The sequence below is a fragment of the Enterococcus pingfangensis genome (assembly GCF_005405205.1).
GTDB classification, from domain to species: domain Bacteria; phylum Bacillota; class Bacilli; order Lactobacillales; family Enterococcaceae; genus Enterococcus_A; species Enterococcus_A pingfangensis.
Window position 1 is genome coordinate 204,154 of record NZ_BJDP01000005.1, and the last position, 26,204, is coordinate 230,357.

The 26,204-nt window shown below is 41.1% G+C and carries 24 protein-coding genes and 1 other annotated feature; of the genes, 16 read left to right on the forward strand and 8 right to left on the reverse strand.

What is annotated here, in order from left to right; genetic code table 11:
* Positions 1–49: 49 nt before the first annotated feature.
* Together dnaN and dnaA are read right to left on the reverse strand one after the other, a co-directional pair.
* Positions 50–1,180 (reverse strand): DNA polymerase III subunit beta, encoded by a 1,131-nt coding sequence (dnaN, locus tag FFM63_RS03975; protein WP_137609033.1) that lies wholly within the window; start codon positions 1,178–1,180, stop codon positions 50–52.
* Positions 1,181–1,417: 237 nt separating this feature from the next.
* A complete protein-coding gene (gene dnaA / locus FFM63_RS03980) occupies positions 1,418–2,743 on the reverse strand; it encodes a chromosomal replication initiator protein DnaA (protein ID WP_137609034.1) in 1,326 nt (441 codons plus the stop codon).
* Between the two features lie 685 nt (positions 2,744–3,428).
* Between dnaA and rpmH the strand changes: the two genes are divergently transcribed.
* From rpmH to FFM63_RS09930, 8 genes are all read left to right on the forward strand, one after another.
* Positions 3,429–3,563 (forward strand): 50S ribosomal protein L34, encoded by a 135-nt coding sequence (gene rpmH, locus FFM63_RS03985; protein WP_006703104.1) that lies wholly within the window; start codon positions 3,429–3,431, stop codon positions 3,561–3,563.
* Positions 3,564–3,700: 137 nt separating this feature from the next.
* A complete protein-coding gene (gene rnpA, locus FFM63_RS03990) occupies positions 3,701–4,036 on the forward strand; it encodes a ribonuclease P protein component (RefSeq protein ID WP_137609035.1) in 336 nt (111 codons plus the stop codon).
* Between the two features lie 17 nt (positions 4,037–4,053).
* Complete coding sequence (locus FFM63_RS03995) at positions 4,054–4,872, forward strand: YidC/Oxa1 family membrane protein insertase (RefSeq protein WP_137609036.1); 819 nt, start codon at positions 4,054–4,056, stop codon at positions 4,870–4,872.
* 93 nt (positions 4,873–4,965) lie between these two features.
* Complete coding sequence (jag, locus tag FFM63_RS04000; RefSeq protein WP_137609037.1) at positions 4,966–5,712, forward strand: RNA-binding cell elongation regulator Jag/EloR; 747 nt, start codon at positions 4,966–4,968, stop codon at positions 5,710–5,712.
* Between the two features lie 106 nt (positions 5,713–5,818).
* Positions 5,819–6,466, forward strand: a complete 648-nt coding sequence (locus FFM63_RS04005) for a Dph6-related ATP pyrophosphatase (protein ID WP_137609038.1) — start codon at positions 5,819–5,821, stop codon at positions 6,464–6,466.
* A 194-nt stretch (positions 6,467–6,660) separates the two neighbouring features.
* The gene (mnmE, locus tag FFM63_RS04010) at positions 6,661–8,058 is read left to right on the forward strand and encodes a tRNA uridine-5-carboxymethylaminomethyl(34) synthesis GTPase MnmE (RefSeq protein WP_137609039.1); all 1,398 of its coding nucleotides are present in this window, start codon (positions 6,661–6,663) and stop codon (positions 8,056–8,058) included.
* A 13-nt stretch (positions 8,059–8,071) separates the two neighbouring features.
* Positions 8,072–9,973 (forward strand): tRNA uridine-5-carboxymethylaminomethyl(34) synthesis enzyme MnmG, encoded by a 1,902-nt coding sequence (gene mnmG / locus FFM63_RS04015; protein ID WP_137609040.1) that lies wholly within the window; start codon positions 8,072–8,074, stop codon positions 9,971–9,973.
* 128 nt (positions 9,974–10,101) lie between these two features.
* Complete coding sequence (locus FFM63_RS09930) at positions 10,102–11,103, forward strand: DUF4767 domain-containing protein (RefSeq protein ID WP_137609041.1); 1,002 nt, start codon at positions 10,102–10,104, stop codon at positions 11,101–11,103.
* Positions 11,104–11,633: 530 nt separating this feature from the next.
* Here FFM63_RS09930 and aroD read toward each other — a convergent pair.
* From aroD to FFM63_RS04035, 3 genes are all read right to left on the reverse strand, one after another.
* Positions 11,634–12,389, reverse strand: a complete 756-nt coding sequence (gene aroD / locus FFM63_RS04025) for a type I 3-dehydroquinate dehydratase (protein ID WP_137609042.1) — start codon at positions 12,387–12,389, stop codon at positions 11,634–11,636.
* A 10-nt stretch (positions 12,390–12,399) separates the two neighbouring features.
* The gene (locus FFM63_RS04030) at positions 12,400–13,278 is read right to left on the reverse strand and encodes a shikimate dehydrogenase (protein WP_137609043.1); all 879 of its coding nucleotides are present in this window, start codon (positions 13,276–13,278) and stop codon (positions 12,400–12,402) included.
* Positions 13,279–13,450: 172 nt separating this feature from the next.
* Positions 13,451–14,665: an MFS transporter gene (locus tag FFM63_RS04035; protein ID WP_137609044.1), complete on the reverse strand. Its 1,215-nt coding sequence runs from the start codon at positions 14,663–14,665 to the stop codon at positions 13,451–13,453.
* 146 nt (positions 14,666–14,811) lie between these two features.
* On the opposite strand from FFM63_RS04035, the gene FFM63_RS04040 reads away from it, so the two are divergent.
* The 8 genes from FFM63_RS04040 (at position 14,812) to guaB (ending at position 22,189) form a co-directional block, all read left to right on the forward strand.
* Complete coding sequence (locus tag FFM63_RS04040; protein ID WP_137609045.1) at positions 14,812–15,702, forward strand: LysR family transcriptional regulator; 891 nt, start codon at positions 14,812–14,814, stop codon at positions 15,700–15,702.
* A gap of 119 nt (positions 15,703–15,821) precedes the next feature.
* On the forward strand, positions 15,822–16,535 hold the full coding sequence (rsmG, locus tag FFM63_RS04045) for a 16S rRNA (guanine(527)-N(7))-methyltransferase RsmG (RefSeq protein WP_137609046.1): 714 nt from the start codon (positions 15,822–15,824) through the stop codon (positions 16,533–16,535).
* 180 nt (positions 16,536–16,715) lie between these two features.
* On the forward strand, positions 16,716–17,483 hold the full coding sequence (locus tag FFM63_RS04050; protein ID WP_137609047.1) for a ParA family protein: 768 nt from the start codon (positions 16,716–16,718) through the stop codon (positions 17,481–17,483).
* On the forward strand, positions 17,470–18,360 hold the full coding sequence (locus FFM63_RS04055; protein ID WP_137609048.1) for a ParB/RepB/Spo0J family partition protein: 891 nt from the start codon (positions 17,470–17,472) through the stop codon (positions 18,358–18,360). The genes FFM63_RS04050 and FFM63_RS04055 overlap by 14 nt, the downstream gene beginning before the upstream one ends.
* 66 nt (positions 18,361–18,426) lie before the next feature.
* Positions 18,427–18,624: a DUF951 domain-containing protein gene (locus tag FFM63_RS04060; protein ID WP_137609049.1), complete on the forward strand. Its 198-nt coding sequence runs from the start codon at positions 18,427–18,429 to the stop codon at positions 18,622–18,624.
* Positions 18,625–18,654: 30 nt separating this feature from the next.
* Positions 18,655–19,755, forward strand: a complete 1,101-nt coding sequence (gene ychF, locus FFM63_RS04065) for a redox-regulated ATPase YchF (protein ID WP_137609050.1) — start codon at positions 18,655–18,657, stop codon at positions 19,753–19,755.
* Between the two features lie 14 nt (positions 19,756–19,769).
* The gene (locus FFM63_RS04070; protein WP_137609051.1) at positions 19,770–20,474 is read left to right on the forward strand and encodes a DUF1129 domain-containing protein; all 705 of its coding nucleotides are present in this window, start codon (positions 19,770–19,772) and stop codon (positions 20,472–20,474) included.
* A 230-nt stretch (positions 20,475–20,704) separates the two neighbouring features.
* Positions 20,705–22,189 carry an IMP dehydrogenase gene (guaB, locus tag FFM63_RS04075; protein ID WP_137609052.1) on the forward strand — a complete coding sequence of 495 codons (1,485 nt, stop codon included), beginning with the start codon at positions 20,705–20,707 and terminating at the stop codon, positions 22,187–22,189.
* Positions 22,190–22,244: 55 nt separating this feature from the next.
* Here the strand turns inward: guaB and serS are convergent, their stop codons facing one another.
* The 3 genes from serS to croR form a co-directional block, all read right to left on the reverse strand.
* Positions 22,245–23,525: a serine--tRNA ligase gene (gene serS, locus FFM63_RS04080; protein ID WP_137609053.1), complete on the reverse strand. Its 1,281-nt coding sequence runs from the start codon at positions 23,523–23,525 to the stop codon at positions 22,245–22,247.
* A gap of 47 nt (positions 23,526–23,572) precedes the next feature.
* Positions 23,573–23,782: a binding site (T-box leader), on the reverse strand.
* Between the two features lie 30 nt (positions 23,783–23,812).
* Positions 23,813–24,994, reverse strand: a complete 1,182-nt coding sequence (locus tag FFM63_RS04085; RefSeq protein ID WP_137609054.1) for a sensor histidine kinase — start codon at positions 24,992–24,994, stop codon at positions 23,813–23,815.
* Positions 24,984–25,673: a response regulator transcription factor CroR gene (gene croR, locus FFM63_RS04090; RefSeq protein ID WP_137609055.1), complete on the reverse strand. Its 690-nt coding sequence runs from the start codon at positions 25,671–25,673 to the stop codon at positions 24,984–24,986. The genes FFM63_RS04085 and croR overlap by 11 nt, the downstream gene beginning before the upstream one ends.
* Positions 25,674–26,204: the final 531 nt, after the last annotated feature.

Here is a 26,204-nt window from a genome sequence, read left to right on the forward strand (position 1 = left end):
ATATTTTTTCATATTTTTCAAAAAATTTGTGAAACTCACTGTGTTTTTTTTAGTTTGTCCGCACTGGCGTGATCAATTGAATAAAGGAAACATCGCCTTCGCTAGGTTCCAATGTAAATGGCCGGATCGCTGAGATGAACTGAATCTTGATACTCATATCCCCAAAAGCGCGCAACGCATCTTTCATGTAATCAGGATTGAATGAGATCTCTAACGGTTCGCCTTCCACTTTTTCATAGACCAATTCTTCTTCTACTTTACCGATTTCTGGTGAATTCCCATAAAGAATCACTGAGTTGTCGGCAATTGCTAAACGAACGATATTATTGCGTCCCTCATGTGAAAGTAAGGAAGCCCGTTCGATCGCTGCCAATAAAGTTGGGACTGAGAAAGTCAGTTCTGTATTGAAGCTAGTTGGGATCAAACGATTCGTATCAGGATAGTTTCCTTCAAGCAAACGAGAATAGAAATACATTGACGGTGTTTTGAACAAAACTTGATTTTCCATGATGCTGATCTCAACTTCCGCCTCTTCATCAGATAATGAGCGAGAAAGTTCCACTAAACTTTTTCCTGGAATCACAATATCAAAATCGTTATTCGCATTTTCAACGGGAACGATTCTTTGACTTAAACGATGAGAATCAGTTGCTACGGCTAAAAGCTGGCCGTTTGCCATGGTGAAATGAACACCAGTCAAAATCGGACGACTTTCATGTTGCGAAACAGAAAAGACCGTTTCACCGATCAACTTTGTCAACATGTGGACAGGTAATTTCAATTGATTTTGTTCTTCTACTACCGGCAGATGTGGATAATTGTCGGCATCCAAACCATTCACGGTAAAGTGAGCGGCTCCGGAAGTGATCAATACTTGATGATTTTCTTGGACTTCCAGCGTAAAGGTCGCTTCTGGCAAGCGGCGGATGATTTCGCTGAAGAAACGTGCTTGTAAAACAATTGTGCCGGTCTCTGCGATTTGTAATTCGGCTTTTTCATCGTCAGCAGCTAAAAACGTTTCGATGGAAATGTCCGCATTGCTCCCAGTTAAGTTCAATCCTTCATGATTCAACTCGATTTTTACCCCAGTTAAGATTGGGATAGTCGTTTTAGACGAGATAGCACGTTGAACAGTTTGTAATTCTTGAATGAAGCGAGCACGATTGATCGTAAATTTCATAATGGAACTCCTTTTTCAGTTTAATTAGTTCGTTTTAAATTTTAAGATTCTAGTTTTGTTTTAGATTGTCCGGCGAACAAGCCGTTAGTTTTATTATTTAGTTAATAAATTAAGTAATAACAGTAATAGGGCCTGTTGATCATGTGGAAAAGTCTGCTAAAAGCTTGATCCGTTAAGTTTTCCACTTGTGGAAAAGGTGTGGATAAGAAAAGTCTTTTTTCAATGATTTTCCACAGGTCAGCCGAGAAGCAGATTTTTAATCTCGGCGATTTCTTGCTGGATACTGCGGTCGTCTTTCATCAAACGGGCAATTTTTTCGTGGGCATGGATAACGGTTGTATGGTCTTTCCCGCCAAATTCAGCTCCGATTTTCGGCAATGAATTTTCAGTCATCTCACGAGCTAAATACATCGCAATCTGTCGCGGTACAACGATTGCTTTGACTCGTTTCTTCCCTTTAAGGTCTTTTACTTGGATATGATAAAACTTAGCAACTTCCTCTTGGATTTTGCTGATGGAAAGCTGCGCATTGCTGGTCCCTTTCAAACTTTTCAGGGCATCTGCCGCGATACTCGTGGTGATGTCGGCACTATTCATTGTAGCGAAAGCTTGAACGCGGACCAACGCCCCTTCCAATTCGCGGATATTGGAATCGATCTGTCCCGCGATATAACTTAAAGTATCATCAGGGATCTCAAGATTTTCTGCTTGTGCTTTTTTCCGTAAAATCGCTGTTCGTGTTTCTAGATCGGGTGGTGTGATGTCGACAGACAATCCCCAGGCAAAGCGCGAAACAAGCCGCTCTTGCAGTTTAGGAATCTCATTTGGCAGCCGGTCACTAGTTAGTACGATCTGTTTATTATCATTATATAGATTTTCAAAAGTATGGAAAAATTCTTCTTGTGTCGCCTCTTTGTCCGCGAAAAATTGAATATCATCGACTAATAGCAAATCAACTTTACGATATTCTTGGCGAAACTCTTCAGATGTTTTGTTTTTGATTGAATTGATAAAGTCATTTGCGAAAGTCTCGCTAGAAACATATTTCACTTTTGCTTGCGGATTGATAGCCAGCATTTGATGACCAATGGCATGCATCAAATGGGTCTTCCCTAAACCAACACCACCATAGAAGAACAGCGGATTGTAGATCGATCCTGGTTCTTCTGCTACCACTAATGCCGCAGCATGGGCCATTTGATTGCCTTTTCCGATGACGAATGTATCAAAAGTATATTTTGGATTGAGTATTGCTCGCTTGGTTGTACCAACTTTAGGAGTTTCTGCTTTTTCTACAATGCTGACGGGCGGCGCTTCATCCGGTGTGACAAACAGCGGCATGATTTCGTCTCCTGTTACTTTAAAACCAATCTCAACGATTTTTGCGGCCAAATGTTTCTCCCAGTAGCGTTTATGCAGATCACTGGTCACTTCGATCGTTAATTGATTGTTTGTTAAAGCTAAGGGTCTAGCGGTGCCTACCCAGGCATCATAACTGGCGGGATTGAGGTCATTTTTATAACTGTCCTTCAATTCTTGCCAGAAACTGTCCAATGAGGTCAAATAAGTCGCCTCCTATTAATAAAATTCAGATAGTCCTACTTTATCATTTTTTCAAAGAGTTTTCCACAACCAGAGAGAAAATAGCCAAAGCTTTTATCTTTTCCACAAATTGTATAAAAATACAAAAAAGTTGTTAACTAGCCTGTAAAAACATATCCACAACCCTAAGAAATAATGTGTGAAGTTTCTGTTTTCCACGAAATTATCGACAAATCAACTAAAATAGAGCCCTTGATAGATCAAACAAGAAAAGAGTTATGAACAAAAGTTATCCACCTTGTGGACAAGTTGTTAATAGCAACTATTTCTGGGGAAAAACGCTGGAAAAATTCTATACAAGTTTTTTTGCGCAAAAACGTTGTGCACATTTTTAGCGGATTTATCCCCAAATTTTGTGGATAAATTTTTATTTCTATAAAGTTACTAACTGTTGCTTTTTTAGTAGCAGCTTTTGCAAAAGACATTTTCGAAAAAAATTGAAAAATAAATCAAGGAAAACGAGGAAATCCTTCAAAGATTGTGAATTAAGGGAGCATTTATTAAAAAATGAGCAGGAATAAGTCCCTATAATGTGAAAAATACGCAAGTTCAGTGATCCTTTTTCATTTCATGATTGACAAAGTGGGGGAGGAGTCGCTATAATATTCGAGTATGTCTATGTAATGTTATATGGAGGTGTATTTAAATGAAAAGAACTTATCAACCAAATAAACGTAAACGTCAAAAAGTTCATGGATTCCGTAAACGCATGAGCACTAAAAACGGCCGTCGTGTATTAGCAAGCCGTCGTCGTAAAGGAAGAAAAGTACTTGCTGCTTAAGCCACTGCCGGTCAGTGGTTTTTTTTGTACCTAAAATCAGCTTTTTAATGAGTTTTTCTGTTAAATAAGGATGATTCCTTAAATTGAAGTATGGTATTATTGTCAGGTATAGATTTAAAAGAAACGAAGGAAACTAGATGAAAAAAAAATATCGGGTCAAAAAAGAACGAGAATTTCAAAAGGTGTTCCAAGAGGGGGCTTCTTTTGCGAATCGAAAATTTGTAGTTTATCGTCTAGAACCTTCTGGTCAAAAACATTTTCGAGTAGGTCTGTCAGTCGGTAAAAAAGTCGGTAATGCTGTCGCACGAAATCAAGTGAAACGCCAAATCCGGGCGATTTTACAAGAATTGAAAACAGAATTGCCGCCATTAGACTTTATTGTAATCGCGCGGCCAGCCACGAAAGATCTGCCTCATGATGAAATGCGTTCGAATCTTATACACGTTTTAAAATTAGCAAAAATATTGAGTTAGGAAGGAAACAGATTTAGGTGAAGAAATATAAAAAAATAGTATTAATGACAGGATTACTGAGTCTCGTCTTCTTGTTATCGGCCTGTGGGACTAAAAATATCAGTGCAGACAGCACCGGTATATGGGACCGCTACGTAGTTTATTACTTTGGACAAGCAATCCAAGGACTCTCTTTTGGCAATGTCGGGATCGGGATTATTTTATTTACGGTCATTATTCGGATCATTTTGATGCCGTTGATGCATTTCCAAACGAAGAGCATGCGCAAAACGCAAGAGCTGCAACCAAAAATCAAAGCGTTGCAAGCAAAATACAGCACGCGCGATCAAGAAACACAACAGAAACTACAAGAAGAAACGAAAAAGTTATACGCGGAAAATAATGTGAGCCCTTACGCCGGCTGTTTACCGCTGTTAGTTCAGATGCCGGTCATGATGGCTTTGTATCAAGCGATTTTACGAGTTCCAGAATTACGTTCGGGTCATTTTTTATGGTTAAATTTGAGTGAAGCGGATCCTTATTTCATCTTACCAGTCCTTGCGGCAGTCTTTACGTTTGCCAGCACGTACTTATCGAGCATGAGCCAACTTGAATCCAATGCTTCAATGAAAATCATGAACTTCGCGATGCCAGTCATGATCTTCGTGATGGCGTTGAACCTTGCGAGCGGGTTATCCCTTTACTGGGTGATTTCAAATGCTTTCCAAGTCGTTCAAACTTTCTTGATCAATAATCCGTTCAAGATCCGTCGTGAAAGAGAAGAAGCCGCACGCCAGATCCGCGAAAGAGAACGAGCACTTGAAAAAGCGAAACATCCGAAGAGAAAACGGAAATAGCAAAAATGGAACGCATTGTTTTAGTCAGTGAATGCGCACATTTGAATCAGCTTATTTTTCACAGATATCACTTATAATAAGGAGGTTTGGAAAATGCCTGTTTATGAAGGTCTAACAATCGACGAAGCAATCGCCCACGGGTTGCATACTTTAGGGTTGAAGAAAGAAGCGGTCGATATTGAAATTTTAACGGACGCCAAAAAAGGTTTCCTAGGAATGGGAAAAAAAGCGGCGCGTGTTTCGATCGAACCGATCAAAGTTGAAGTTGAACAAGAACCCACACAAGAATCTGTACAAGAACCCGTTGCAGCAGCACCTGAAGAAAAAATTGCAGAAGCGGCGCCAAAACAAGCCAGTCACTTAGAGGAATTAGAAAAAGAGGAAGCCGTCAAAGAGTTGGCGCTTTACTTGACGACTATCACTAATGACATGGGCGTACCGGCACTGGTGAAGATCCAGCATGAAGCGAATGGTTTAATCGTGATGAATCTAGAAACCAGCAAGCAAGGGATGCTGATCGGTAAACACGGAAAAATCTTGAATGCTCTGCAATACTTAGCACAAGTTTTCTTACACCGAATCGCAAAAGAAAAACTGTCAGTCATTGTGAACGTTGGGAATTACCGCCAAAAACGTGAAGAAGTTCTTACTCGTTTAGCACAGCGTACGGCAGAAAAAGTAAAAGAAACCGGTCGACCAGTCTTTTTAGAACCAATGCCGGCTTTCGAACGAAAAATGATCCATTCAGCGTTGAGTAAAGACGATTACATCAAAACTCATTCTGAAGGCGAAGATCCTTATCGTTATTTAGTGGTCGAACCAGCGAAGAAATATTTTTAATTCCTGGAATGGTTAATCAGCGTTAAGTAGCTCTCGTCTACTTAGCGCTTTTTTTGAATATTTTTTAAAAAATGCTGACTATGAATCGGAAGAAAGAAGGGCTAGTGTGGAAAAATTTTATTTGAGCTACAGTTCTGGAAAAGACTGTATTTTGGCATTGGATACATTGACTAAACAAGGGTTTCAGCCGGCTGGATTGATCACCAGCTTAAACGAAGAAATCGACCGTTCTTGGTTTCATGGAGTACCTGAAAATGTTTTAGCAAATGCGGCTGTGGCATTAAACTTACCGTTGGTGGTCGTGCGGACCAATGGCGAGAACTATGAAGAACAAATGACTCTGGCGCTCAAAAAAATTAAAGAAGCCGGGATCACGAATATTTGTTTTGGCGATATCGACATCGAAGAAAACGGTGCTTGGGACAAACGAATCGCAGCTAGTGCAGGACTAACGCCTCATCTGCCATTGTGGCAGCGCGGCCGGCAAGAACTTGTAGCAGAATTTCTAACTAGCGGTTATCAAGCGATGATCAAGACTGTCAGTAAAAAATCAGGCATTCCATTAGAATTTTTAGGTAAGCCGTTGGATAAAAATTTTGTTGAGTATTTAGTGAAACATGAATTAGACGTATGCGGGGAAAACGGGGAGTATCATACATTGGTGACGGATGGTCCGCTATTTTCACAGCCGCTAACGTTCAAAGCAAAGGGGATCTATGAAAGTCCTTATGCGTATTCTTTGATTATTGAGTAACATCCGCTTTTTTATTTACTAAAATTTTAGAAAATGAACGGATTTCGGCAAGGAAACTTGAATTGTTAAAAAAAATATGCTAACCTTACACCAGAATTTTGTAGAAAAAGCAGTCAAAGTGCTCAATCTGCTCCTTTAAGGGGTGGAGTAGGCACTTTTTTTATGCTCTTAAAGACAAAATAGGAGGAAAAAAAGTGGCAGAAATCACCTTAGAATTTGATACGATCGCAGCGATTTCGACCCCGCCAGGCGAAGGCGCGATCAGTATCGTCCGTTTGAGCGGCGATCAAGCAATCGCGATCGCGGACAGTGTGTATCGCAGCGGGAAAAAATGTTTGGCAGATGTCGCAACACATACGATCCATTATGGACACATCGTCGACCCGTCAGATCAACAAGTAGTTGATGAAGTGATGGTCAGCGTGATGCGGGCACCGAAGACGTTTACGAGAGAAGATGTCGTTGAAATCAATTGTCATGGCGGAATCGTAGTGGTTAATCAATTGCTGCAGCTGATTTTGCGATCAGGCGCGCGCTTGGCAGAACCAGGTGAATTCACTAAAAGAGCGTTCTTAAATGGCCGTGTGGATCTGTCTCAAGCAGAAGCAGTGATGGACTTGATTCGGGCCAAGACCGATCGGGCGATGAACGTTGCGATCAATCAATTGGACGGCAATTTATCTCATTTGATTCGTCAGCTGCGCCAAGAAATTTTAGCAACATTGGCGCAAGTCGAAGTAAATATCGACTATCCGGAATATGAAGATGTCGAAGAGTTGACGACACAATTATTATTAGAAAAAGCCCAACAAGTCGGTCAGCAGATCGATGCTTTGTTGCTGAATGCTAAACAAGGAAAGATCTTGCGAGAAGGTCTAAGTACGGCAATTATCGGCCGGCCTAATGTTGGAAAATCAAGTTTATTGAATTACTTGCTGCATGAAGAAAAAGCGATCGTAACAGAGATTGCCGGCACGACTCGCGATGTGATCGAAGAATATGTCAACGTTCGCGGTGTGCCGTTGAAATTGATCGATACGGCGGGAATTCGTGAAACAGATGATGTAGTAGAACGAATCGGTGTGGAACGCAGCCGAAAGGCGTTAAAAGAAGCCGATTTGATCTTGTTGGTCTTGAATCAAAGTGAGGCCTTGACTGCCGAAGACAAAGGATTATTGGAAGCCACGCAAGGCTTGAAACGAATCGTTCTATTAAATAAAACGGATCTGCCTAGCCAGCTGACGCAAGCAGAACTAGCGGCTTATTTAAGCGAAGATGAAGTTTTTGCGATCTCAGTTTTAGAAAAAGCTGGTTTGGATCAATTGGAAGAAGCCATTGCTAAACTTTTCTTTGGCGGCCAAACAGGAGAAAAAGACGCAACGTATGTGTCGAACACGCGCCACATTGCGTTGCTTGAAAAAGCTGGACAGTCGCTGAGCGAAGTCCGCAATGGGATCATGGCAGGGATGCCGGTAGACTTAGTCCAAATCGACATGACGCGTTGTTGGGACTATTTAGGCGAGATCGTTGGCGACAGTGTGCAAGACGAACTGATTACACAATTATTCAGCCAATTTTGTTTAGGAAAATAAAAGGAGCAGTGCAATGGAATACAAAGCAGGAAATTATGACGTAATCGTCGTTGGTGCCGGACATGCAGGCTCTGAAGCAGCCTTAGCAGCAGCACGAATGGGTCAAAAAACTTTATTAATTACGATCAATTTGGACATGGTGGCATTTATGCCTTGTAATCCATCGATCGGCGGGCCAGCTAAAGGTGTCGTCGTACGGGAAATCGATGCGCTTGGCGGGGAAATGGGCCGCAACATCGACAAGACCTATATCCAAATGCGGATGCTGAACACCGGTAAAGGTCCCGCAGTACGGGCATTGCGGGCACAAGCAGACAAACATGCTTACGCAGAAGAAATGAAGCATACAATCGAAAAAACGGAAAATCTAACGTTGAAACAAGGTGTGGTGGATCGTTTAGTCGTTGAAGACGGGATTTGCAAAGGGGTAGTGACTTCGACTGGTGCAGTCTATTCAGCCAAAGCCGTAATCATTACAGCAGGAACTGCCTTGCGCGGCGAGATCATTATCGGTGAATTAAAGTATTCATCAGGACCCAACAACTCGCAACCAGCAATCAAATTAGCAGATCACCTACAAGAATTAGGTTTAGAGATCCATCGCTTCAAAACGGGAACGCCGCCGCGAGTAAAATCAGGCTCGATCGACTACAGCAAAACAGAGATCCAACCAGGCGATGAAAAACCCAACCATTTTAGTTACCAAACACCGGACAGTCAATACTTGCAAGAACAGATCCCTTGTTGGCTGACTTACACGAACCTAAAAAGTCATGAAATCATTCAAAACAATTTGCATCGTGCACCGATGTTTACTGGGATCGTTGATGGGGTAGGCGCGCGTTATTGCCCATCAATCGAAGACAAGATCGTACGTTTTTCAGACAAAGAGCGCCATCAATTGTTTTTAGAACCAGAAGGCCGTCATACAGAAGAAGTTTACGTGCAAGGCTTGTCTACATCATTGCCGGAAGATGTCCAAAATACTATTTTGCATTCCATCAAAGGGTTGGAAAATGCAGAGATGATGCGGACAGGTTATGCGATTGAATACGATATGGTAGCCCCCCATCAATTGCGTCCAACTTTAGAAACAAAAGTAATTGAAAATCTTTATACAGCGGGACAAACCAATGGAACGAGCGGCTACGAAGAAGCTGCCGGCCAAGGTTTGATGGCTGGAATCAACGCAGCATTGAAAATCCAAGACAAAGAACCATTTATCATGAAACGCAGTGATGGCTATATCGGCGTCATGATCGATGACTTAGTAACTAAAGGAACCAATGAACCTTACCGTCTGTTGACTTCACGGGCGGAATACCGCTTGATTTTACGTCATGACAATGCGGATCTACGTTTGACTGAGATCGGTCATGAGATTGGTTTAGTAGAAGAAGAGAACTATCAAGCATACTTAGTCAAAAAGGCCCATATCGAGGCAGAGCTGGCTCGTTTACAATCAATTCGGGTAAAACCTAACGAAGCGGTCCAAAGCTTCCTACGGGCTAAAAACAGCGCAGAATTGAAAGACGGTGTTTTGGCGAGTGATTTCTTAAAACGACCAGAGATTTCTTACCAAGAATTATTGCAATTCATCCCTGCTAACGATGAACTAGCAGAAAAAGAAATCGAACAAGTAGAGATCCAAATCAAGTATGAAGGCTACATCAAAAAAGCGATGGAAAAAGTAGAAAAATTGAAACGAATGGAAGCAAAACGTATTCCAGAACGGATCAACTACGAAGCAATCAATGGTCTAGCAACAGAAGCAAAACAAAAACTCCAAAAAATCCAACCAGAAACAATTGCCCAAGCCAGCCGGATCAGCGGTGTGAATCCCGCCGATATCAGCATTCTTATGGTCTACGTGGAACAAGGGAAAATTGCAAAAGTGGATAGTGAAACGGCTTAGTCTTAAGCCGTTTTTTTCTTTTTTTTAGAACTTTTCCGAACTGTTTCAGTTTGTTAGCGCTATTCATGAAAAGACCTTTTAATCATGACGGCTATTTGCTAAGCTAGAGGCAGACTGGGAGTGATTAAGTGAAAAAAGTAATAGTTGGTTTCAGCATTGGTCTTTGTTTGCTTGGTTTAGCAGGGTGTAGTAGTGAAAAAGAAGCCAGTGAAACAAAAAGCAAAGATACGATCAAAGTATCAGAGACGTATTCAACAACTGAAAAAAGTGAGCGCAAGTCCAGCAGTTTGAGTGAAAAAACGGTGGAGTCTTCAGCGGAAAAGTCTAAGAGTTCTGCTAAGGAAGCTGTTCTTTGGGATTCTCAAAAGGCCAGCGCACTTCAAAGCTTTATGAATGATTGGGGCAGTACGATGGGGCAAACGTACAAGGAATATCAGCCGAAGCAAAACGTTGATTTCTATGGGTTGGATTTGCCGGATGGCGTATTGGGAGATACTAAAATCCAACCGATCGCAGTCAACGACCAGATTGTCTCAGCGGAATGGTCTGAAAATGGAAAATCAACGGCTGAGTACATGATTGTTTCCGTCTATTCAGATGCAGAAACAGCCGCTTATGCAGGCAAACACGTTTATTTTTTGGGGTTTAATAATAATCAGCCGATCGTACTAGTCTCGATGCAAAATCAAGGGATGCCTGATGGGGCATTGCATTTTAGCGCAACAGAAAATCAAGAGCTGAATGCAGGCTTCCAAAACATCGCAACGGGTACAGCGAGTCAGACGACTCAAGCAACTCAAACAAGTAATGCGTGGTCTATGGATGAAGCCATTCAATTTTATGAAGAAACTTACAAAAATCCGGCAAATGCAATCAGTAAAGATTTAAATTGGGAAAACTACGATAGAAGCTGTTGGAGTTTAACAGAGCAGAGTGGGGATCGAATCGTCTTGCACTGGACTAATCTTGGGGCAGGCGGTAGCTATGATGAATTCACCAAAGTTGGTGATACTACGGAATTGATCGTTTATGGCGGTAATGCCTCTTATCCTAATGATCCTAGCACCAAATACACGATCCGAAATAGTGATCATGTCGTTATTAAGACGGAAGAATTATCGGATGAATAACGTAAAAATAAATTATAAATAAAATAATTTAAAAAAACAGCCTTTAAATTTAATTTTGAAGGTTGTTTTTTGGTTAGTCCCAATGAGTAGTTGAAAGATGTTCAAATGGTGAAAACAAGAAATTTTAATGAATCAAATTGATAACAATCATTGGAACGATAGAAAAACACGCGGCTCACTTCAAGTGAGTCAATCTAAAACTAATATTGGGAAAATAGCCGATCTATTATTTTTTTATCTGGATGAAACAGTAAGTGGAAAGGCCGATCAAATAGTTCAGTCAAAGAAAAATTTTGCAAATTTTTCTTTGAGATATTAAAATTTTTAGCAACTGAATCTGTATTTTTTGTTCGTATACAAGTTGTTTTCTTACTGAAAAAAATAAAGGCTAGGAATGTTTCATGTGAAACATTCCTAGCCTTTTTTAAAAGAAAAATTTCTCGTTAGTCTAGTTTGAGCCAATATATAAATAACGATAAACAAAAATTAGAATAACGAGAATATATTTTCTGTTTATCAGCCAGCGCGGATTAAGCTAATTGCAACGTCGTCAAGATTTTTCGTAATTCTGCAACGGGAACTTGTCCTGGAGCAGAAGCTGTGGCAGCTGAGCCAAAAGTTGCGGCTGAGCCGAAGAGTTGTCCGGAAACACGGCTGATCATGCCTAGCGCGCCCATTGACATTGTAATCAAAGGAACTTCAGCGTGTTCTTCGTGCATTTCGCGAGTGGCTTCTAATAGCGTCAGCACGTCAGCGGAACTCTGTGGCATCACTGCGATTTTGCAAATATCGGCGCCTTTATTTTGCATCGCTTGCAGTCGTGTAACGATCTCATTTTTTTCAGGTGTTTGATCAAAATCGTGGTTGCACATAATGATTTGAACATCGTTTTGATGTGCCAAATCGATCGTTTCAGCAACTTGCTTTTCTGCCATGAATAATTCCACATCTAATAAGTCTAAGTCGCCCTCAGTGAGGATCGTTTGATACAGAGCGAAGTAATCGTTGTCGGATAATTCACGCACGCCGCCTTCTTTTTTTGTCCGAAAAGTAATCAGTAACGGTTTTTCCAGCGTCGCTTTTAATGTGTGTGAAAATGCAGCAACTGCTTGCGCATCTTGAACTTGTTCAAAAAAATCGATCCGCCATTCTACTAAGTCGCAATCCAATGTTTGGATCAATTTTGCCTCTGTTAAGAGTTCTTCTTTATTTTTTCCCACCATCGGCACGATGATCTTAGGCAGACCGGCACCGATTGTAACGTTGCCAACAGTTACTGTTTTCATGTTGTTCCTCCTAGTCTTTAAATAGCAGCTCTTTGATATAGCTGACCGGCATCTCTTCCCCAGTGAATAATTTGAAGGCAGCGGCACCTTGATAAAGCATCATACCAAGTCCGTTGATCGCTTTTTTGGCGCCGTGTTCTTTCGCGAATTTCAATAATTTCGTCTCGCGCGGAGCGTAAACGACATCAAAAACAACTAAGTCTGGGCGGATAACCGCTGGATCCGTGATCAAACTCAAATCTTCTAATGGTTTCATGCCGACACCCGTTGCGTCGATGTAGATACTGCTTTCGGCAATCGATTGTTTGAAAGCGGCTTGATCGGCTAAATCAGTGACTGTTGCGCGACAATTGGTGTTCTCGTTGATTTTGCGCGCAGTTTCTTTCGCGTTTGCGAAGACACCGTCGTTGATATTGAAAATTCGTAATTCTTTTGCGCCATCGAAGGCTGCTTGAATTGCGACAGCTGTTCCTGCACCGCCTGCGCCTGTTAAGGTGATGATTTGATCTTTCACTTCGACCCCTTCATCTTTCAATGCGGACATCGCACCGATCCCATCTGTATTGTACCCTACAAGATGACCTTTGCCATCAAGATTAGTTACAGTATTGACTGCACCAATCAACGTTGCTTCAGGCGACACCTCGTCTAAATAAGGAATGATCGCTTGTTTGTTCGGCATTGAAACGTTCGAACCGCGAATCCCCAGGGCACGGATTCCTTGGACTGTGTCTTTTAATTCTTCGTTGCCAACTTCAAAAGCTAAATAAGCGTAATCAAGTCCTAACTTAGCAAAAGCTTCGTTGTGCATCGTAGGGGACATGCTGTGACGGATCGGAGTTGCGATTAAGCTGATTAGCAAAGTGTGGCCAGTAAGTCGTTCAGTCATTGATAAATTCCTCTTTTCAAATTTATTTGTTCATTTGTTCTCAAGCAAAGCGTTTTCTAAAAATACCGCTTATGAATAAAATCACAAGTTGTTATCTCTATTTTAGAATTTAATCTGTATAAAAACTAATGCTTTATATTGATGAAATCAATAAAGCAAATGAATAAAACGACTAGCTCAAGACTAGTCGTTTTACTAATTTATTGTAGCGATAAACAATCACGAGCGAAGCTGCCAAACCAATCGCGTTTAAAAGAATGACGAACCAGAAGACATAAGTGATTTTTTGCTCGCTGAGCAGTCCAGTGATATAAGGGGTGACCATAATCGAAACAGAGGTAGCCAGCGAATAATAGCTAGTGCATTTTCCTTTTTGTTTCGGAAACAATTCCAGCATCAAAGCCAGTCCTAATTGCCAAATACCGCCGGCAGCAAAGATCCCGATACAGATTGCCGCTAAAACAACTGTGACAAAGTTTGGATGGAGCAGCATAGCCAGCAGTGAGAGACCTGAGACAATAAGACAGAAACTGATGAACTTTGGAATATTGATGCCCTTTTTTACGATCCCTGAAGTGAAAAAGACCGAAATGAAGGATCCAGTACTATAAAGACTGACAAGGATCAAACTGTTTTCGTGAGAAACGACCCGCATGTTTTCCGCGTACTGCGGAATCCATAAAATAAAAATATTGAATAGTGAGACAGACACAAAAGAAAAGATCAGCAAAGCGACACCATCAATCTTAAATTTTCCACGATTTTCCGGAGTGCTTGTTGGAACAGTGACCTCGTCGGTTGCTTTTTTTATGATGGTTGTGGTTTTTGGGAAACGAGCAAATAATAAATAGAACATATTGGCAAACAAACACAATGCAGCCAAGATAAACGGCCAGCCGAAAAACAGATCGTGCTGCAGTAAATAGCGTGTGATAAATGGAAGCAGGAATTGGCCAAGTGAGATGAATGCTTTATTCAAGACACTCAAAGAACTATTTACCCGCTCATCGGGATACGCTTCCACAAGAGTTGGATAGGTACTAGTGTCCAAAAACGCATTGCTGACACCGCCGAACATGGCTAAGAAAAAGGCCAATTGATAGTTCGGACTGACGAGCATTCCAACAAAGAAAATCATATAAGAAACAATGGCGATCAGCACCGTTTTTTTGCGGCCGAATTTATCTGAGAAATACCCGGAAAAATACAGGCTCAAAATTCTGCCCAGCCCGATGGCACTCATAACTAAAGTGACTTGAGCGGTGGTGGCTTGCCAGTGGAGTTTTAAATTAGCCATATTTTGTGACAAAAGAATGGCTGCCATTCCTTGAAAAATATAGTTGAAATAGAGACTTGAGATCAATAGCCGATAATTATCTTTTTTCATTGAAGACTCCTTTCATGTGATTAGTTTCACTTAAAGTCACACACATACTAACGCAAATTTATTATGAAAACTAATGATTTATATCAATAAAATTGATAAACTCTATTTATTGAAAGCGGCACAATTTTTAGTAATGGGGTGAAGAAATGAATCTGCGACAATTAGAATTTTTTGTGACACTCGCGCAAACGGAACACATGACCCAAGCAGCCAAGAAATCCAATACTTCACAGCCAAACATCAGCCACGCGATGACGATGTTGGAACAAGAAGTTGGCGTCACGCTGTTTGAGAAAAAAGGACGGAACATCCAATTGACCCGTCATGGACGAATTTTTTACGAATATGTTGCGCCGGCGTTAGCCGAGATCGAAAAAGGTCAAAAAAAATTACAAGAGATGGTCAATCCTGATTCAGGTGAGATCCAGTTTGGCTTTATTTTTACGATGGGGGCTGAATTAGCGCCGCGATTAGCGCAATCTTTCCATCGCCAAGGCAATGACAAAATCACTTTTGAATTTCAGCAAGGTAATTCGAATCAGATCATTCAGATGCTGCTTGAAGATCGAATCGATATCGGCATCTGTTCAAAAGTAGGCAATGAAGCTGAGCTAATCTATCAAATTTTAACACAAGAAGAGATGGTATTGGTAGTCCCGTTGGATCATCCATTGGCAAGTTATGACAGTATTTCATTAGTTGAAACGGCGGAATATCCGTATGTTTACTATAATAAGCAAAGCGGTTTGCGGCCGTATCTGGATCGGCAAATCAAAAATTTAAAATTAAAGCCAGAGATCATTTGCGAATTAGAAGAAGATCATAGTATTTTGGGCTTTGTTGGTCAAGGATATGGGATCGCCATTATGCCCAATATCCCGTCGATTAATTCATTTCCAGTCAAAAAGATCACGATCACTGATGCACTGGAAGATCGCAATATTTATTTAGCGGTCAAAAAAAATAATTTGGAAATTCCAGTCTTGAAAAAATTCTATGATTTTTGTCTGGAAAACCACAATAAAAAAGGGGATTAAAGCTTTCTTAATCTCCTTGTGAAACATACGGAAACCATTGCATGTAACGTAATAATGCGTTAAAGTAGAGGATAGTCTGTGAAACATTTTGCTGTTTCACGAAAATGAAAGGATTTCTTATGACACCAGAAGAATTTCAAGCGGAATTAAAGAAACAAGGAATCGAATTGTCCGCAAAACAGCTGGATCAATTCGCAACTTATTTTCAGTTATTGGTTGAATGGAACCAAAAGATGAATCTTACCGCGATCACTGAACACGAAGAAGTCTATTTGAAGCATTTTTATGATTCGATTACGTTGGCTTTTTCTGATACGTTCGAACCAGTTGGAAAGTTATGCGACGTCGGTTCAGGTGCGGGTTTCCCCAGTCTGCCGTTAAAGATCGTATTTCCAGAATTAGAAATTACAATCGTTGATTCATTGAATAAACGAATCACTTTTTTAACCACCTTAGTAGAGGCTTTGCAATTAGATGGCGTGCAGCTTTATCATGATCGAGCAGAAACTTTCGGGCAAAATCCTGAGTTTCGTGAAGCATTTGATTTTGTTACCGCACGAGCAGTGGCGCGCTTAAATGTTTTGACGGAACTTTGTTTGCCCTTGGTGAAAAAAAACGGCTACTTCTTTGCTTTAAAAGCAGCAAAAAGTGAAGAAGAATTGACCGAAGCACGACCAGCGATCGCGTTATTAGGCGGCAAGCTGATCCAAGCTGAAGATGTTTCGCTGCCAAACGGCGATACGCGACACATCATCACGGTGCAAAAAAAGAAAGAGACCCCGAAAAAATATCCGCGCAAACCAGGAGTACCGAATAAGCAGCCATTGAAATAAGTTGAATTATTTTAAGGTAAGATGCGAGAAAAGCTGACTTTTGTTTTGAAAACTCAAAGCCAATATAAATACCAGTTTTGCCTGGGATTGTATAGGATACAAAAGCGGCTATGCGGTGAAAATCAGACTTATTTTTCTTGAGAAAAATAAATTCTTTAGTATGAACTAGGAGGAAATTAAATGGCACGGATCATATCTGTTGCAAACCAAAAAGGCGGTGTCGGAAAAACGACAACGACTGTTAATTTGGGTGCGTGCTTAGCCTATGATGGTAAGAAAGTCTTATTGATCGACAGCGATGCGCAAGGAAATGCTACAAGCGGTCTAGGCGTGCGCAAACCAGACGTGAAACAAGATATTTATGATGTTTTAGTCAATGAGGTCCCTATCAGAGAGACGATCATTGAAACCTCACGGGAAAATTTATCGATCGTTCCTGCGACGCTGCAATTAGCCGGCGCAGAAATCGAATTAACTTCTATGATGGCACGGGAATCCCGTTTAAAGAGCGCACTGGCAGAAATCAGTGACGATTATGACTTCATTTTGGTGGACTGTCCGCCCTCTTTGGGACACTTGACGATCAATGCCTTCACAGCTAGTGATGCGATTTTGATTCCAGTTCAATGTGAATATTATGCCTTGGAAGGATTGAGCCAGTTGCTAAACACGGTTCGTTTGGTCCAAAAACATTTTAATCCCGGTTTAGAGATCGAAGGCGTACTGCTGACGATGTACGATGCCCGGACCAACTTAGGCGCGGAAGTGGTCGAAGAAGTTCGCCGTTATTTCCAAGAAAAAGTATACGATACGATCATTCCAAGAAATGTTCGTTTATCAGAAGCGCCTAGTCATGGCAAACCGATCATTGATTATGACCCACGCTCAAAAGGTGCCGAAGTTTATCAAGCTCTAGCAAAGGAAGTGTTAGCTCGTGAGCAAAAATAAAGGATTAGGCCGCGGAATCGATGCGTTGTTTCAAGATTTATCTGAGATCGAAGAAGTCGACATGAAAAAAGATCAAGTGATCGAGATTCCGTTAAGCGATCTACGCCCCAATCCCTATCAACCGCGAAAATCATTTGATGAAGCGACTTTGCAAGAATTAGCCAACTCGATTGAGCAATCAGGTGTTTTTCAGCCGATCATCGTCAGAAAATCCGCGGTGAAAGGCTATGAGCTGATCGCCGGCGAACGGCGTTTCCGTGCTTCTAAACTAGCGGGCAAAGAAACGATCCCTGCGATCATCCGCGAGTTTGACGAAGAGGCGATGATGCAAGTCGCAGTTTTGGAAAACTTGCAGCGGGAAGATTTGAACCCGTTGGAAGAAGCCGAAGCTTACGAGATGCTGATGAAAAATTTAAAACTGACCCAAGCCGATGTAGCGAATCGGTTAGGCAAAAGCCGTCCGTATATCGCGAATTATCTGCGCTTACTGACGTTGCCTAAATTGGTAAAAGAGATGGTCCAAGATGAACGTCTATCGATGGGCCAAGCTCGGACTTTGTTAGGTTTAAAGAAAAAAGATCAAATTTTGAAATTAGCAAATCGAGCGGTGAAAGAGAATTTGACCGTGCGTCAATTAGAACAGATCGTTAATGAATACAACGAAGGCAAAGCCAAGGACAAGAAAAAAGGTCCGCGATTGGCAAAAGAAAAACCTTACTACTTACGAGAAAGCGAAGATCGCTTGATGGACAAATTCGGAACCGGCGTCGAGATCGTTGAAAAAGACGGCAAAGGCAAGATTGCGATCGAGTATTTATCACCGTCTGACCTGACTCGAATCTTAGATATTTTGAATATCCATTTTGATGAATCCTAAAAAAACAAAGCACAGATAGGATTTCTATTGAAGTATAGAGCTAAATAGAGATAGGAGGTTTGCCAGATGTATGACTTAGGTGATATCGTTGAGATGAAAAAACCGCATGCCTGCCAGACAAATCGCTGGGAAATCATTCGGATGGGTGCGGATATTAAAATCAAATGTATCAACTGCGGACATATCGTCATGATGACGCGCCGCGATTTTGAAAAGAAAATGAAAAAAATCCTTGAGAAGAAAATCGATTTAACTCAAGAATAATTCCTTAGTAGAGAAAGAGTGAAGTGAACCATGGCCTTAACAGCCGGAATCGTAGGATTACCTAACGTAGGTAAATCTACCCTATTTAATGCAATTACTAAAGCAGGAGCAGAAGCTGCTAACTATCCGTTCGCGACGATCGACCCCAATGTCGGAATGGTCGAAGTACCTGATTGGCGTTTAGAACGTTTGACCGAATTAGTTCATCCTAAGAAAACTGTTCCAACGACTTTTGAATTTACCGACATCGCCGGGATCGTCAAAGGTGCCAGCAAAGGTGAAGGATTAGGAAATCAATTTTTAAGCCATATCCGCCAAGTAGACGCCATTTGTCATGTAGTCCGTTGTTTCGATAATGAAAACATCACCCACGTGGAAGGACGCGTTGATCCGCTAGAAGATATTGAAACGATTAACTTAGAGTTAGTTTTAGCGGACTTGGATTCTATCAACAAACGCTATACTCGAGTAGCAAAAGTAGCGAGAACAAAAGAAAAAAATGCAGTGGCTGAGTTGGCCGTTTTAGATAAACTAAAACCTGTGTTGGAAGAAGGGCAATCGGCTCGAACGGTTGAGTTTACTGAAGACGAACAAAAAATCGTCAAAGGATTATTCTTACTGACAAGCAAACCTGTCCTCTATGTAGCCAATGTTGATGAAGAAACCGTTGCAAATCCAGATGGCAATGAATACGTACAAACTGTCCGGAATTTCGCTGCTAGCGAGCATTCAGAAGTGATCGTAGTCTGTGCCGAAGCAGAAGAAGAAATTGCTGAATTGGAAGACGAAGACAAAGCAGAATTTTTAGAAGCGATGGGGATCGAAGAGTCAGGCTTGGATCAATTGATTCGTACAGCTTATGATTTATTAGGTTTAGCAACTTACTTTACTGCCGGAGAACAAGAAGTTCGTGCTTGGACGTTCCGTAAAGGGATGAAAGCCCCGCAAGCAGCCGGGATTATCCATACTGATTTCGAACGCGGCTTCATTCGTGCAGAGACAGTATCTTTTGAAGATTTAGATAAATACGGCAGTATGCACGCGGCCAAAGAAGCTGGGCGTGTCAGATTAGAAGGGAAAGATTATGTCGTGCAAGATGGCGATGTAATGTTGTTCCGTTTCAACGTTTAGGGAGGAAAGAAACAATGGAACCAGAGAAATTGCAAACGTTGCAAGCAGAAAATGTACAGCTTGAAACAAAGTTGACCAAGCGGAATGAACAGTACATTTTTGACTTGAAAAAAGCTTTAAAAGCAGCAAATTTAACGGAAGAACAAACCATCACCGCTTTAAATGAAATGCTGCCGACTTTAGTCGAAGAACAAAAATCAGGAAAGACCGCTCGACAATTGTTCGGAACAGTCTCCGAACGATTAGATGCAATCGTAAACAAACCAGTCGAACAGAAAAAATCTACTACTGCGTCATTGATGTGGCTAGATAATTTCTTGTTGTTGTTTGGTTTATTAGGGATCGTATCTGGAGTGATGGGCTTGTTTGTTTCACGTGGAACACAACCAGTCACTTATGGGATCACCGCGTTGATCATTGCTTCAGCAATCGGTGGGATCGTATTTTACATGATGTATTTATTTGTTTACCAGTATGACCAACCAGGCGCAGATAAATCAAAGAAACCAAAAACATGGAAGACCGTCTTAATGCTGGCGTCTGTTACACTTGTCTGGTTTTTAGTATTCAATAGTGCGGCACTGTTACCGCCAACGTTGAACCCTATTCTTGATCCGATGGTCTTAGTCATATTATCCGCTTTGGCTTTAGCCTTGCGTTACTACTTGAAAAAACGTTTTGGCATCATCAGCAGTTTAGCCTCAGCACCACGTAAATAAAAAAATCAAAGGAAGTTCGGTGACGAACTTCCTTTTTTGTCTTGGTGCGGATTCTACTAGTATTTCAACACAGAACAACTAGCTAAAGAAACCACGGAATCACTAGGGAAATAAGGTGAATATTAAGAAAAATAAGGGTTAGATGAGGATTTCGGCACAAGTTGTTGACTTCACTCGCGCATTCTGTTAGTTTTTTTATTAAAAATAATTCTGGGGAGTGGTAATGAACGATGTCTAATTGGGAAACGAAATTTGCAAAAAAAGGTCTGACATTTGATGATGTTTTATTGATTCCGGCGGAGAGTCACGTATTGCCGAATGAAGTGGATATGAGTGTGCAATTAGCAAAAAATATCAAATTGAACATTCCATTGATGAGTGCAAGTATGGATACTGTGACAGATAGTAAAATGGCGATCGCGATGGCCCGACAAGGCGGACTTGGAGTCATCCATAAAAACATGAGCGTCGCAGCCCAAGCAGACGAGGTTCGCAAAGTAAAACGATCAGAAAGCGGCGTAATCATTGATCCGTTTTTCTTAACACCAGAACATAAAGTACGCGATGCCGAAGATTTGATGAGCCGTTACCGGATCAGCGGTGTACCAATCGTAGAGACATTGGAAAATCGTAAATTAGTTGGGATCATTACGAACCGCGATATGCGCTTTGTGACAAATTACGAGATCCCCATCCACGAAGTAATGACTAAAGAAGGTCTAGTAACAGCACCCGTTGGTACAAAGTTGCAAGACGCTGAAAAAATATTACAAAAACATAAAATCGAAAAATTACCGATCGTGGATGATGCCGGTCGTCTAAGCGGTTTGATCACGATCAAAGACATCGAAAAAGTTATCGAATTTCCTAACGCAGCGAAAGACGAGCACGGCCGTTTGTTAGTTGCCGCAGCAGTCGGCGTGACAAGCGATACTTTTGAGCGTTCAGAAGCCTTGCTAGAAGCTGGAGCCGACGCAATCATCATCGATACCGCACATGGTCACAGTGCCGGTGTTCTGCGCAAGATTCGTGAAATCCGTGAGACATTTCCAACAGCGACATTGATCGCTGGCAATATCGCCACTGCTGAAGGTGCAAAAGCATTATATGATGCGGGGGTAGATGTAGTGAAAGTCGGAATCGGACCAGGTTCGATTTGTACGACTCGTGTGGTTGCCGGTGTTGGTGTACCGCAATTGACTGCGATTTATGATGCAGCTTCTGTTGCACGTCAGTATGGCAAAGCCATCATTGCTGATGGCGGGATCAAATATTCAGGCGATATCGTAAAAGCTTTAGCGGCTGGCGGACATGCTGTCATGCTTGGTTCCATGCTAGCCGGGACAGATGAATCTCCTGGTGAATTTGAGATTTATCAAGGTCGTCGCTTCAAAACATATCGTGGCATGGGTTCATTAGGCGCGATGGAAAAAGGTTCAAGTGATCGCTATTTCCAAAGCGGCGTCAACGAAGCCAACAAATTAGTTCCAGAAGGAATCGAAGGTCGAGTTGCTTATAAAGGAACGGCTGCAGATATTATTTTCCAAATGATCGGCGGATTGAAAGCCGGTATGGGCTATGTCGGTGCAGGCAATTTGGAACATTTACGTGAGAATGCTCAATTTGTTCAAATGAGCGGCAATGGTTTGAAAGAATCTCATCCCCATGATGTTCAAATCACAAAAGAAGCACCAAACTATTCAGTTGAACAATAAAAATTTAACTAAAAACAGCGACTTCGCAAAAGCGAAGCCGCTGTTTTTTTATCTACTATTTTTCTTTTTTAATCACTTTAACATTGCCCATGTACGGCACTAAGACTTCAGGGATCGTTACTGAACCATCTTCGTTTTGATAGTTTTCTAAGATCGCAGTCACTGTTCGGCCGACCGCTAGACCTGAACCGTTCAATGTGTGAGCGTATTGGACTTTGCCAGCTTCATCGCGGTAACGGATCATTGCGCGACGAGCTTGGAAGTCTTCACAATTTGAGCAAGAACTGATCTCACGATACGTATTTTGAGCAGGGACCCAGACTTCTAAGTCATAAGTCTTCGCAGCAGAGAAGCCCATATCGCCGGTTGATAACGTGATGACACGGTACGGCAAGTTTAGTTTTTGTAAAAGAATTTCCGCATTTTGTGTCATTTTTTCTAATTCGTCATATGATGTTTCTTTGTCGCTGAATTTCACCATTTCAACTTTATGGAATTGGTGCAAACGGATCAATCCGCGTGTATCGCGTCCCGCACTGCCGGCTTCAGAACGGAAAGAAGGAGATAGTGCTGTAAAATAGATCGGCAATTCTTTACCGTCTAAAATTTCGTCCGCATAATAGTTTGTTAAAGGAACTTCCGCAGTCGGGATCAAGGTTAGATCGCGATCTTCAATTTGGAAGACATCTTCTTTGAATTTAGGAAATTGTCCAGTACCAAACATTGATTTGCTGTTTACTAAGAACGGCGTAATCATTTCAGTATAACCTTGTTCATAGACGTGTTCGTCCAACATAAAGTTATAAACTGCACGTTCTAACCGTGCACCTAAACCTTTGTAATAAACAAAACGGCTGCCGGAAACTTTTGCACCACGTTCAAAGTCTAAAATATCTAAGTTTTCTGCGACTTCCCAGTGCGGTTTTGGTTCGAAAGCAAATTGGCGCGGCGTACTCCAACGGCGTACTTCAATGTTATCATCTTCGTCTTCGCCAACTGGGACAGAATCATGAGGCAAGTTTGGCAATGTCGTTGTGATCTCTGTTAATTGCGCGTCGATATCGGCTACTTGAGTATCAAAGTCTTTGATTTTTGTCCCGACTTCTTTCATCTCTGCGATTTTATCAGCAGCATCATTTTTTTCGCGTTTTAACTTGGCGATTTCATTTGAGACATCATTACGATATTTTTTCAATTCTTCTGTTTTGACTAATAGCTGGCGACGTTGTTCATCCAATTCTAAGAACCGTTTCAAAACTTCTTCCTTTACGCCTCGAGTTGCTAATTTTTCGTTTACTTCCGCAAAGTTGTTGCGGATCATTTTTACATCTAGCATCCTATTCTCCTCCTTTTAAAATAAAAAAACACCGCTTCATCCCATATAACAGGGACGAAACGGTGTTGAATTTCGCGGTACCACCCAAATTCAGCCTAAGCTGCACTTGATCGACGGTTATCGACGTCACCCGGTCTCTCTTTCGAAAAACGCAGATCATAAAACTGGATTTCCCTAAGTTGTTTTGTTGATTCCCACCAGCCATCAACTCTCTAGAAAAACAAACTTACGTACTTGGTTTCCTGCATCTCTTATTGAGACCAGTATAAGCAATCAAAAATTTAAAGTCAATGATTATCTGGCAGAGTCTTCGTTTGATTTTTATAAAGCGGCAAGTGAATAATGAAAGAAGTCCAGTCATTGCTGGATTGTGCGTAGATATAACCGCCATGAAGATTCACAATGTTTTGAGCAATGGCCAATCCTAAGCCAGTCCCGCTGATTTCTTGCGAACGGGAGCCGTCCACTCGATAAAAACGATCAAAAAGTTGTTCCAGCGCTTCTCTTGGGATTGGTTGTCCATTGTTTTTGACAGTAACGACCGCTTCATTTTTCATTTTTTCGATTTCAATAATTATTTTGTCAGCGTCCGCACCATATTTCAGCGCATTGGTGATCAAATTATTGAAGACGCGTACGAGTTTTTCTGTGTCGCCGTCCATGATCAATTGACTCTCTGTTGTCTCCACTTGAATCTGAATATTTTTTTTCTTAGCTTCCAGCTCAAAATCAGCGGCCAACTGTTCCAGCAGCTGCACCATGTCAAAAGAGACATTGTTGACGGGAACAGAAGGTTGGCGGACCTTGGAATATTCGAATAAATCTTCGACCAAAGACTTCATTTGCTTGGCTTTGTTGTAGGCGATACTCGTATATTTCAGGATCTCTTCATCATTTTGATACTGACCATCTTCAATTAAACCGAGATAACCGATGATCGAAGTCAGCGGTGTCCGAATATCATGACTGACATTTGTGATCAATTCATCTTTGGATTTTTCAATCTCGCGTTCATCTTCAATGGCTGCGACAGTACTGTCAACCAAACCGTTGATACTGTCAACGACTTTGCTGAGATCACCGCGCAATTCAAAAGGAATCCGGTAATCGTAATTCCCATTAGCGATATAATGCAGCTCATTGATGATATGCCGCAGCTGCATTTGATGATAGCGGCGAATCAACCGCCAAAAAATAATCAGTACATCGATAATAGTAAAGAGGGGGATCACAAAATTACGTCCACTCCAAAAAATATCACTGCCCAGATTATTTGCAAAAATATCTTTTGACCGATAGATCGCATCCGTCAGATCAGGTGAGTTATTCAGCATCTGAGTAAAAAGAACCATAATTGCTACATTTAATAGAAGCAATAAAATAATAGTAATGATTCCTTCCGCGATCAATTCACTGACTTCTTTTGAGGTAAGTGTGATTCGTCTTTTCTTTTCTACTTTATTTTGCATCTATTTTATAACCCACACCCCAAACGGTTTGGATCACTTTTTCGCCATCTGTCGCTTCTTCGATCTTATCACGCAAGTGGCTGACATGAACCATGACCGTTTTCGCTGAGACAATACTTTCCTGTTTCCAAACCCGTTCGAAAATTTCATCGGCGCTGAAAACACGGTTTGGATGACTTGCTAATAAATATAGGATGCCGAATTCCAAAGCTGTCAGCTGAATTTCTTTTCCATCAACCGTCTTAACTTCATGAGAATCTTTATTGATGATCAACGACTGGATCTCAAGAATATCGGGCTGATCTTCCGCGATATGCATTTTTGTCCGGCGTAATAAAGATTTGACCCGAGCCATGACCTCTAAAGGATTAAAAGGTTTCGTTACGTAGTCATCAGCACCGGCAACTAATCCTTTTATTTTATCCATATCGGTTGTTTTAGCCGTTAACATAATAATCGGTATTTGCGATTCTTTTCTTAATTCCTTTACAACTTGCATACCGTCCATCACCGGCATCATAATATCTAATAAGAGTAACTCAATGTCATTCGTAGTTCGAAGCTTACTCAATGCTTCTTTACCGTCATATGCTTTAATAACGTCATACCCTTCATTATGCAAATAAATACTTAATAGTTCGACAATTTCTTTGTCATCATCTGCAACTAATACTTTCATTAAATGTTCCTCCGTCCATCATAAAAATAATTACATCCCTATTTTACCAAAGAAATCAACGGAAGGCGAAAGACAGCACTAGGAGTTAAAGAAAAATCAAAAATAAAATACCGAAAGTTAAACTTTGAAGATCACGAAAAGTCTCACTCTTAAAATAAAAAAGCGAACGAAAAACTGATATTTATATTTATTCATCGTGTTTAAAAAAAGTGGATAAAATTACCATCTTTTCGTTGACCAAACCGCATAAAACTGATATATTATTTTATGTTCTGAAGCGGCGATAAACCTTTTGGAACACCTAAAATTATTGTTGACAGGTGACTGGTTATCAGTTATTCTATCAAAGTCGCATCAAGCAGTGACAATGATTTGTTTGAAAAAAACTTCAAAAAAGTTATTGACATTCACTCAGCAAGCTGTTAAGATATAAAAGTTGCTGAAACAAAGTGACAAACAATGTAGACCTTTGAAAACTGAACGAATAAAACAAACCAAATGTGTAGGGCGTTTCTATTTAATAGAAACAAA

Excerpts from the sequence above, each read along its gene's own strand:
- dnaN (WP_137609033.1), bottom strand. The coding sequence starts at position 1,180 with ATGAAATTTACGATCAATCGTGCTCGCTTCATTCAAGAATTACAAACT.
- rpmH (WP_006703104.1), top strand. The coding sequence starts at position 3,429 with ATGAAAAGAACTTATCAACCAAATAAACGTAAACGTCAAAAAGTTCAT.
- rnpA (WP_137609035.1), top strand. The coding sequence starts at position 3,701 with ATGAAAAAAAAATATCGGGTCAAAAAAGAACGAGAATTTCAAAAGGTG.
- jag (WP_137609037.1), top strand. The coding sequence starts at position 4,966 with ATGCCTGTTTATGAAGGTCTAACAATCGACGAAGCAATCGCCCACGGG.
- mnmG (WP_137609040.1), top strand. The coding sequence starts at position 8,072 with ATGGAATACAAAGCAGGAAATTATGACGTAATCGTCGTTGGTGCCGGA.
- aroD (WP_137609042.1), bottom strand. The coding sequence starts at position 12,389 with ATGAAAACAGTAACTGTTGGCAACGTTACAATCGGTGCCGGTCTGCCT.
- FFM63_RS04030 (WP_137609043.1), bottom strand. The coding sequence starts at position 13,278 with ATGACTGAACGACTTACTGGCCACACTTTGCTAATCAGCTTAATCGCA.
- FFM63_RS04035 (WP_137609044.1), bottom strand. The coding sequence starts at position 14,665 with ATGAAAAAAGATAATTATCGGCTATTGATCTCAAGTCTCTATTTCAAC.
- FFM63_RS04040 (WP_137609045.1), top strand. The coding sequence starts at position 14,812 with ATGAATCTGCGACAATTAGAATTTTTTGTGACACTCGCGCAAACGGAA.
- rsmG (WP_137609046.1), top strand. The coding sequence starts at position 15,822 with ATGACACCAGAAGAATTTCAAGCGGAATTAAAGAAACAAGGAATCGAA.
- FFM63_RS04050 (WP_137609047.1), top strand. The coding sequence starts at position 16,716 with ATGGCACGGATCATATCTGTTGCAAACCAAAAAGGCGGTGTCGGAAAA.
- FFM63_RS04060 (WP_137609049.1), top strand. The coding sequence starts at position 18,427 with ATGTATGACTTAGGTGATATCGTTGAGATGAAAAAACCGCATGCCTGC.
- ychF (WP_137609050.1), top strand. The coding sequence starts at position 18,655 with ATGGCCTTAACAGCCGGAATCGTAGGATTACCTAACGTAGGTAAATCT.
- FFM63_RS04070 (WP_137609051.1), top strand. The coding sequence starts at position 19,770 with ATGGAACCAGAGAAATTGCAAACGTTGCAAGCAGAAAATGTACAGCTT.
- guaB (WP_137609052.1), top strand. The coding sequence starts at position 20,705 with ATGTCTAATTGGGAAACGAAATTTGCAAAAAAAGGTCTGACATTTGAT.
- serS (WP_137609053.1), bottom strand. The coding sequence starts at position 23,525 with ATGCTAGATGTAAAAATGATCCGCAACAACTTTGCGGAAGTAAACGAA.
- FFM63_RS04085 (WP_137609054.1), bottom strand. The coding sequence starts at position 24,994 with ATGCAAAATAAAGTAGAAAAGAAAAGACGAATCACACTTACCTCAAAA.
- croR (WP_137609055.1), bottom strand. The coding sequence starts at position 25,673 with ATGAAAGTATTAGTTGCAGATGATGACAAAGAAATTGTCGAACTATTA.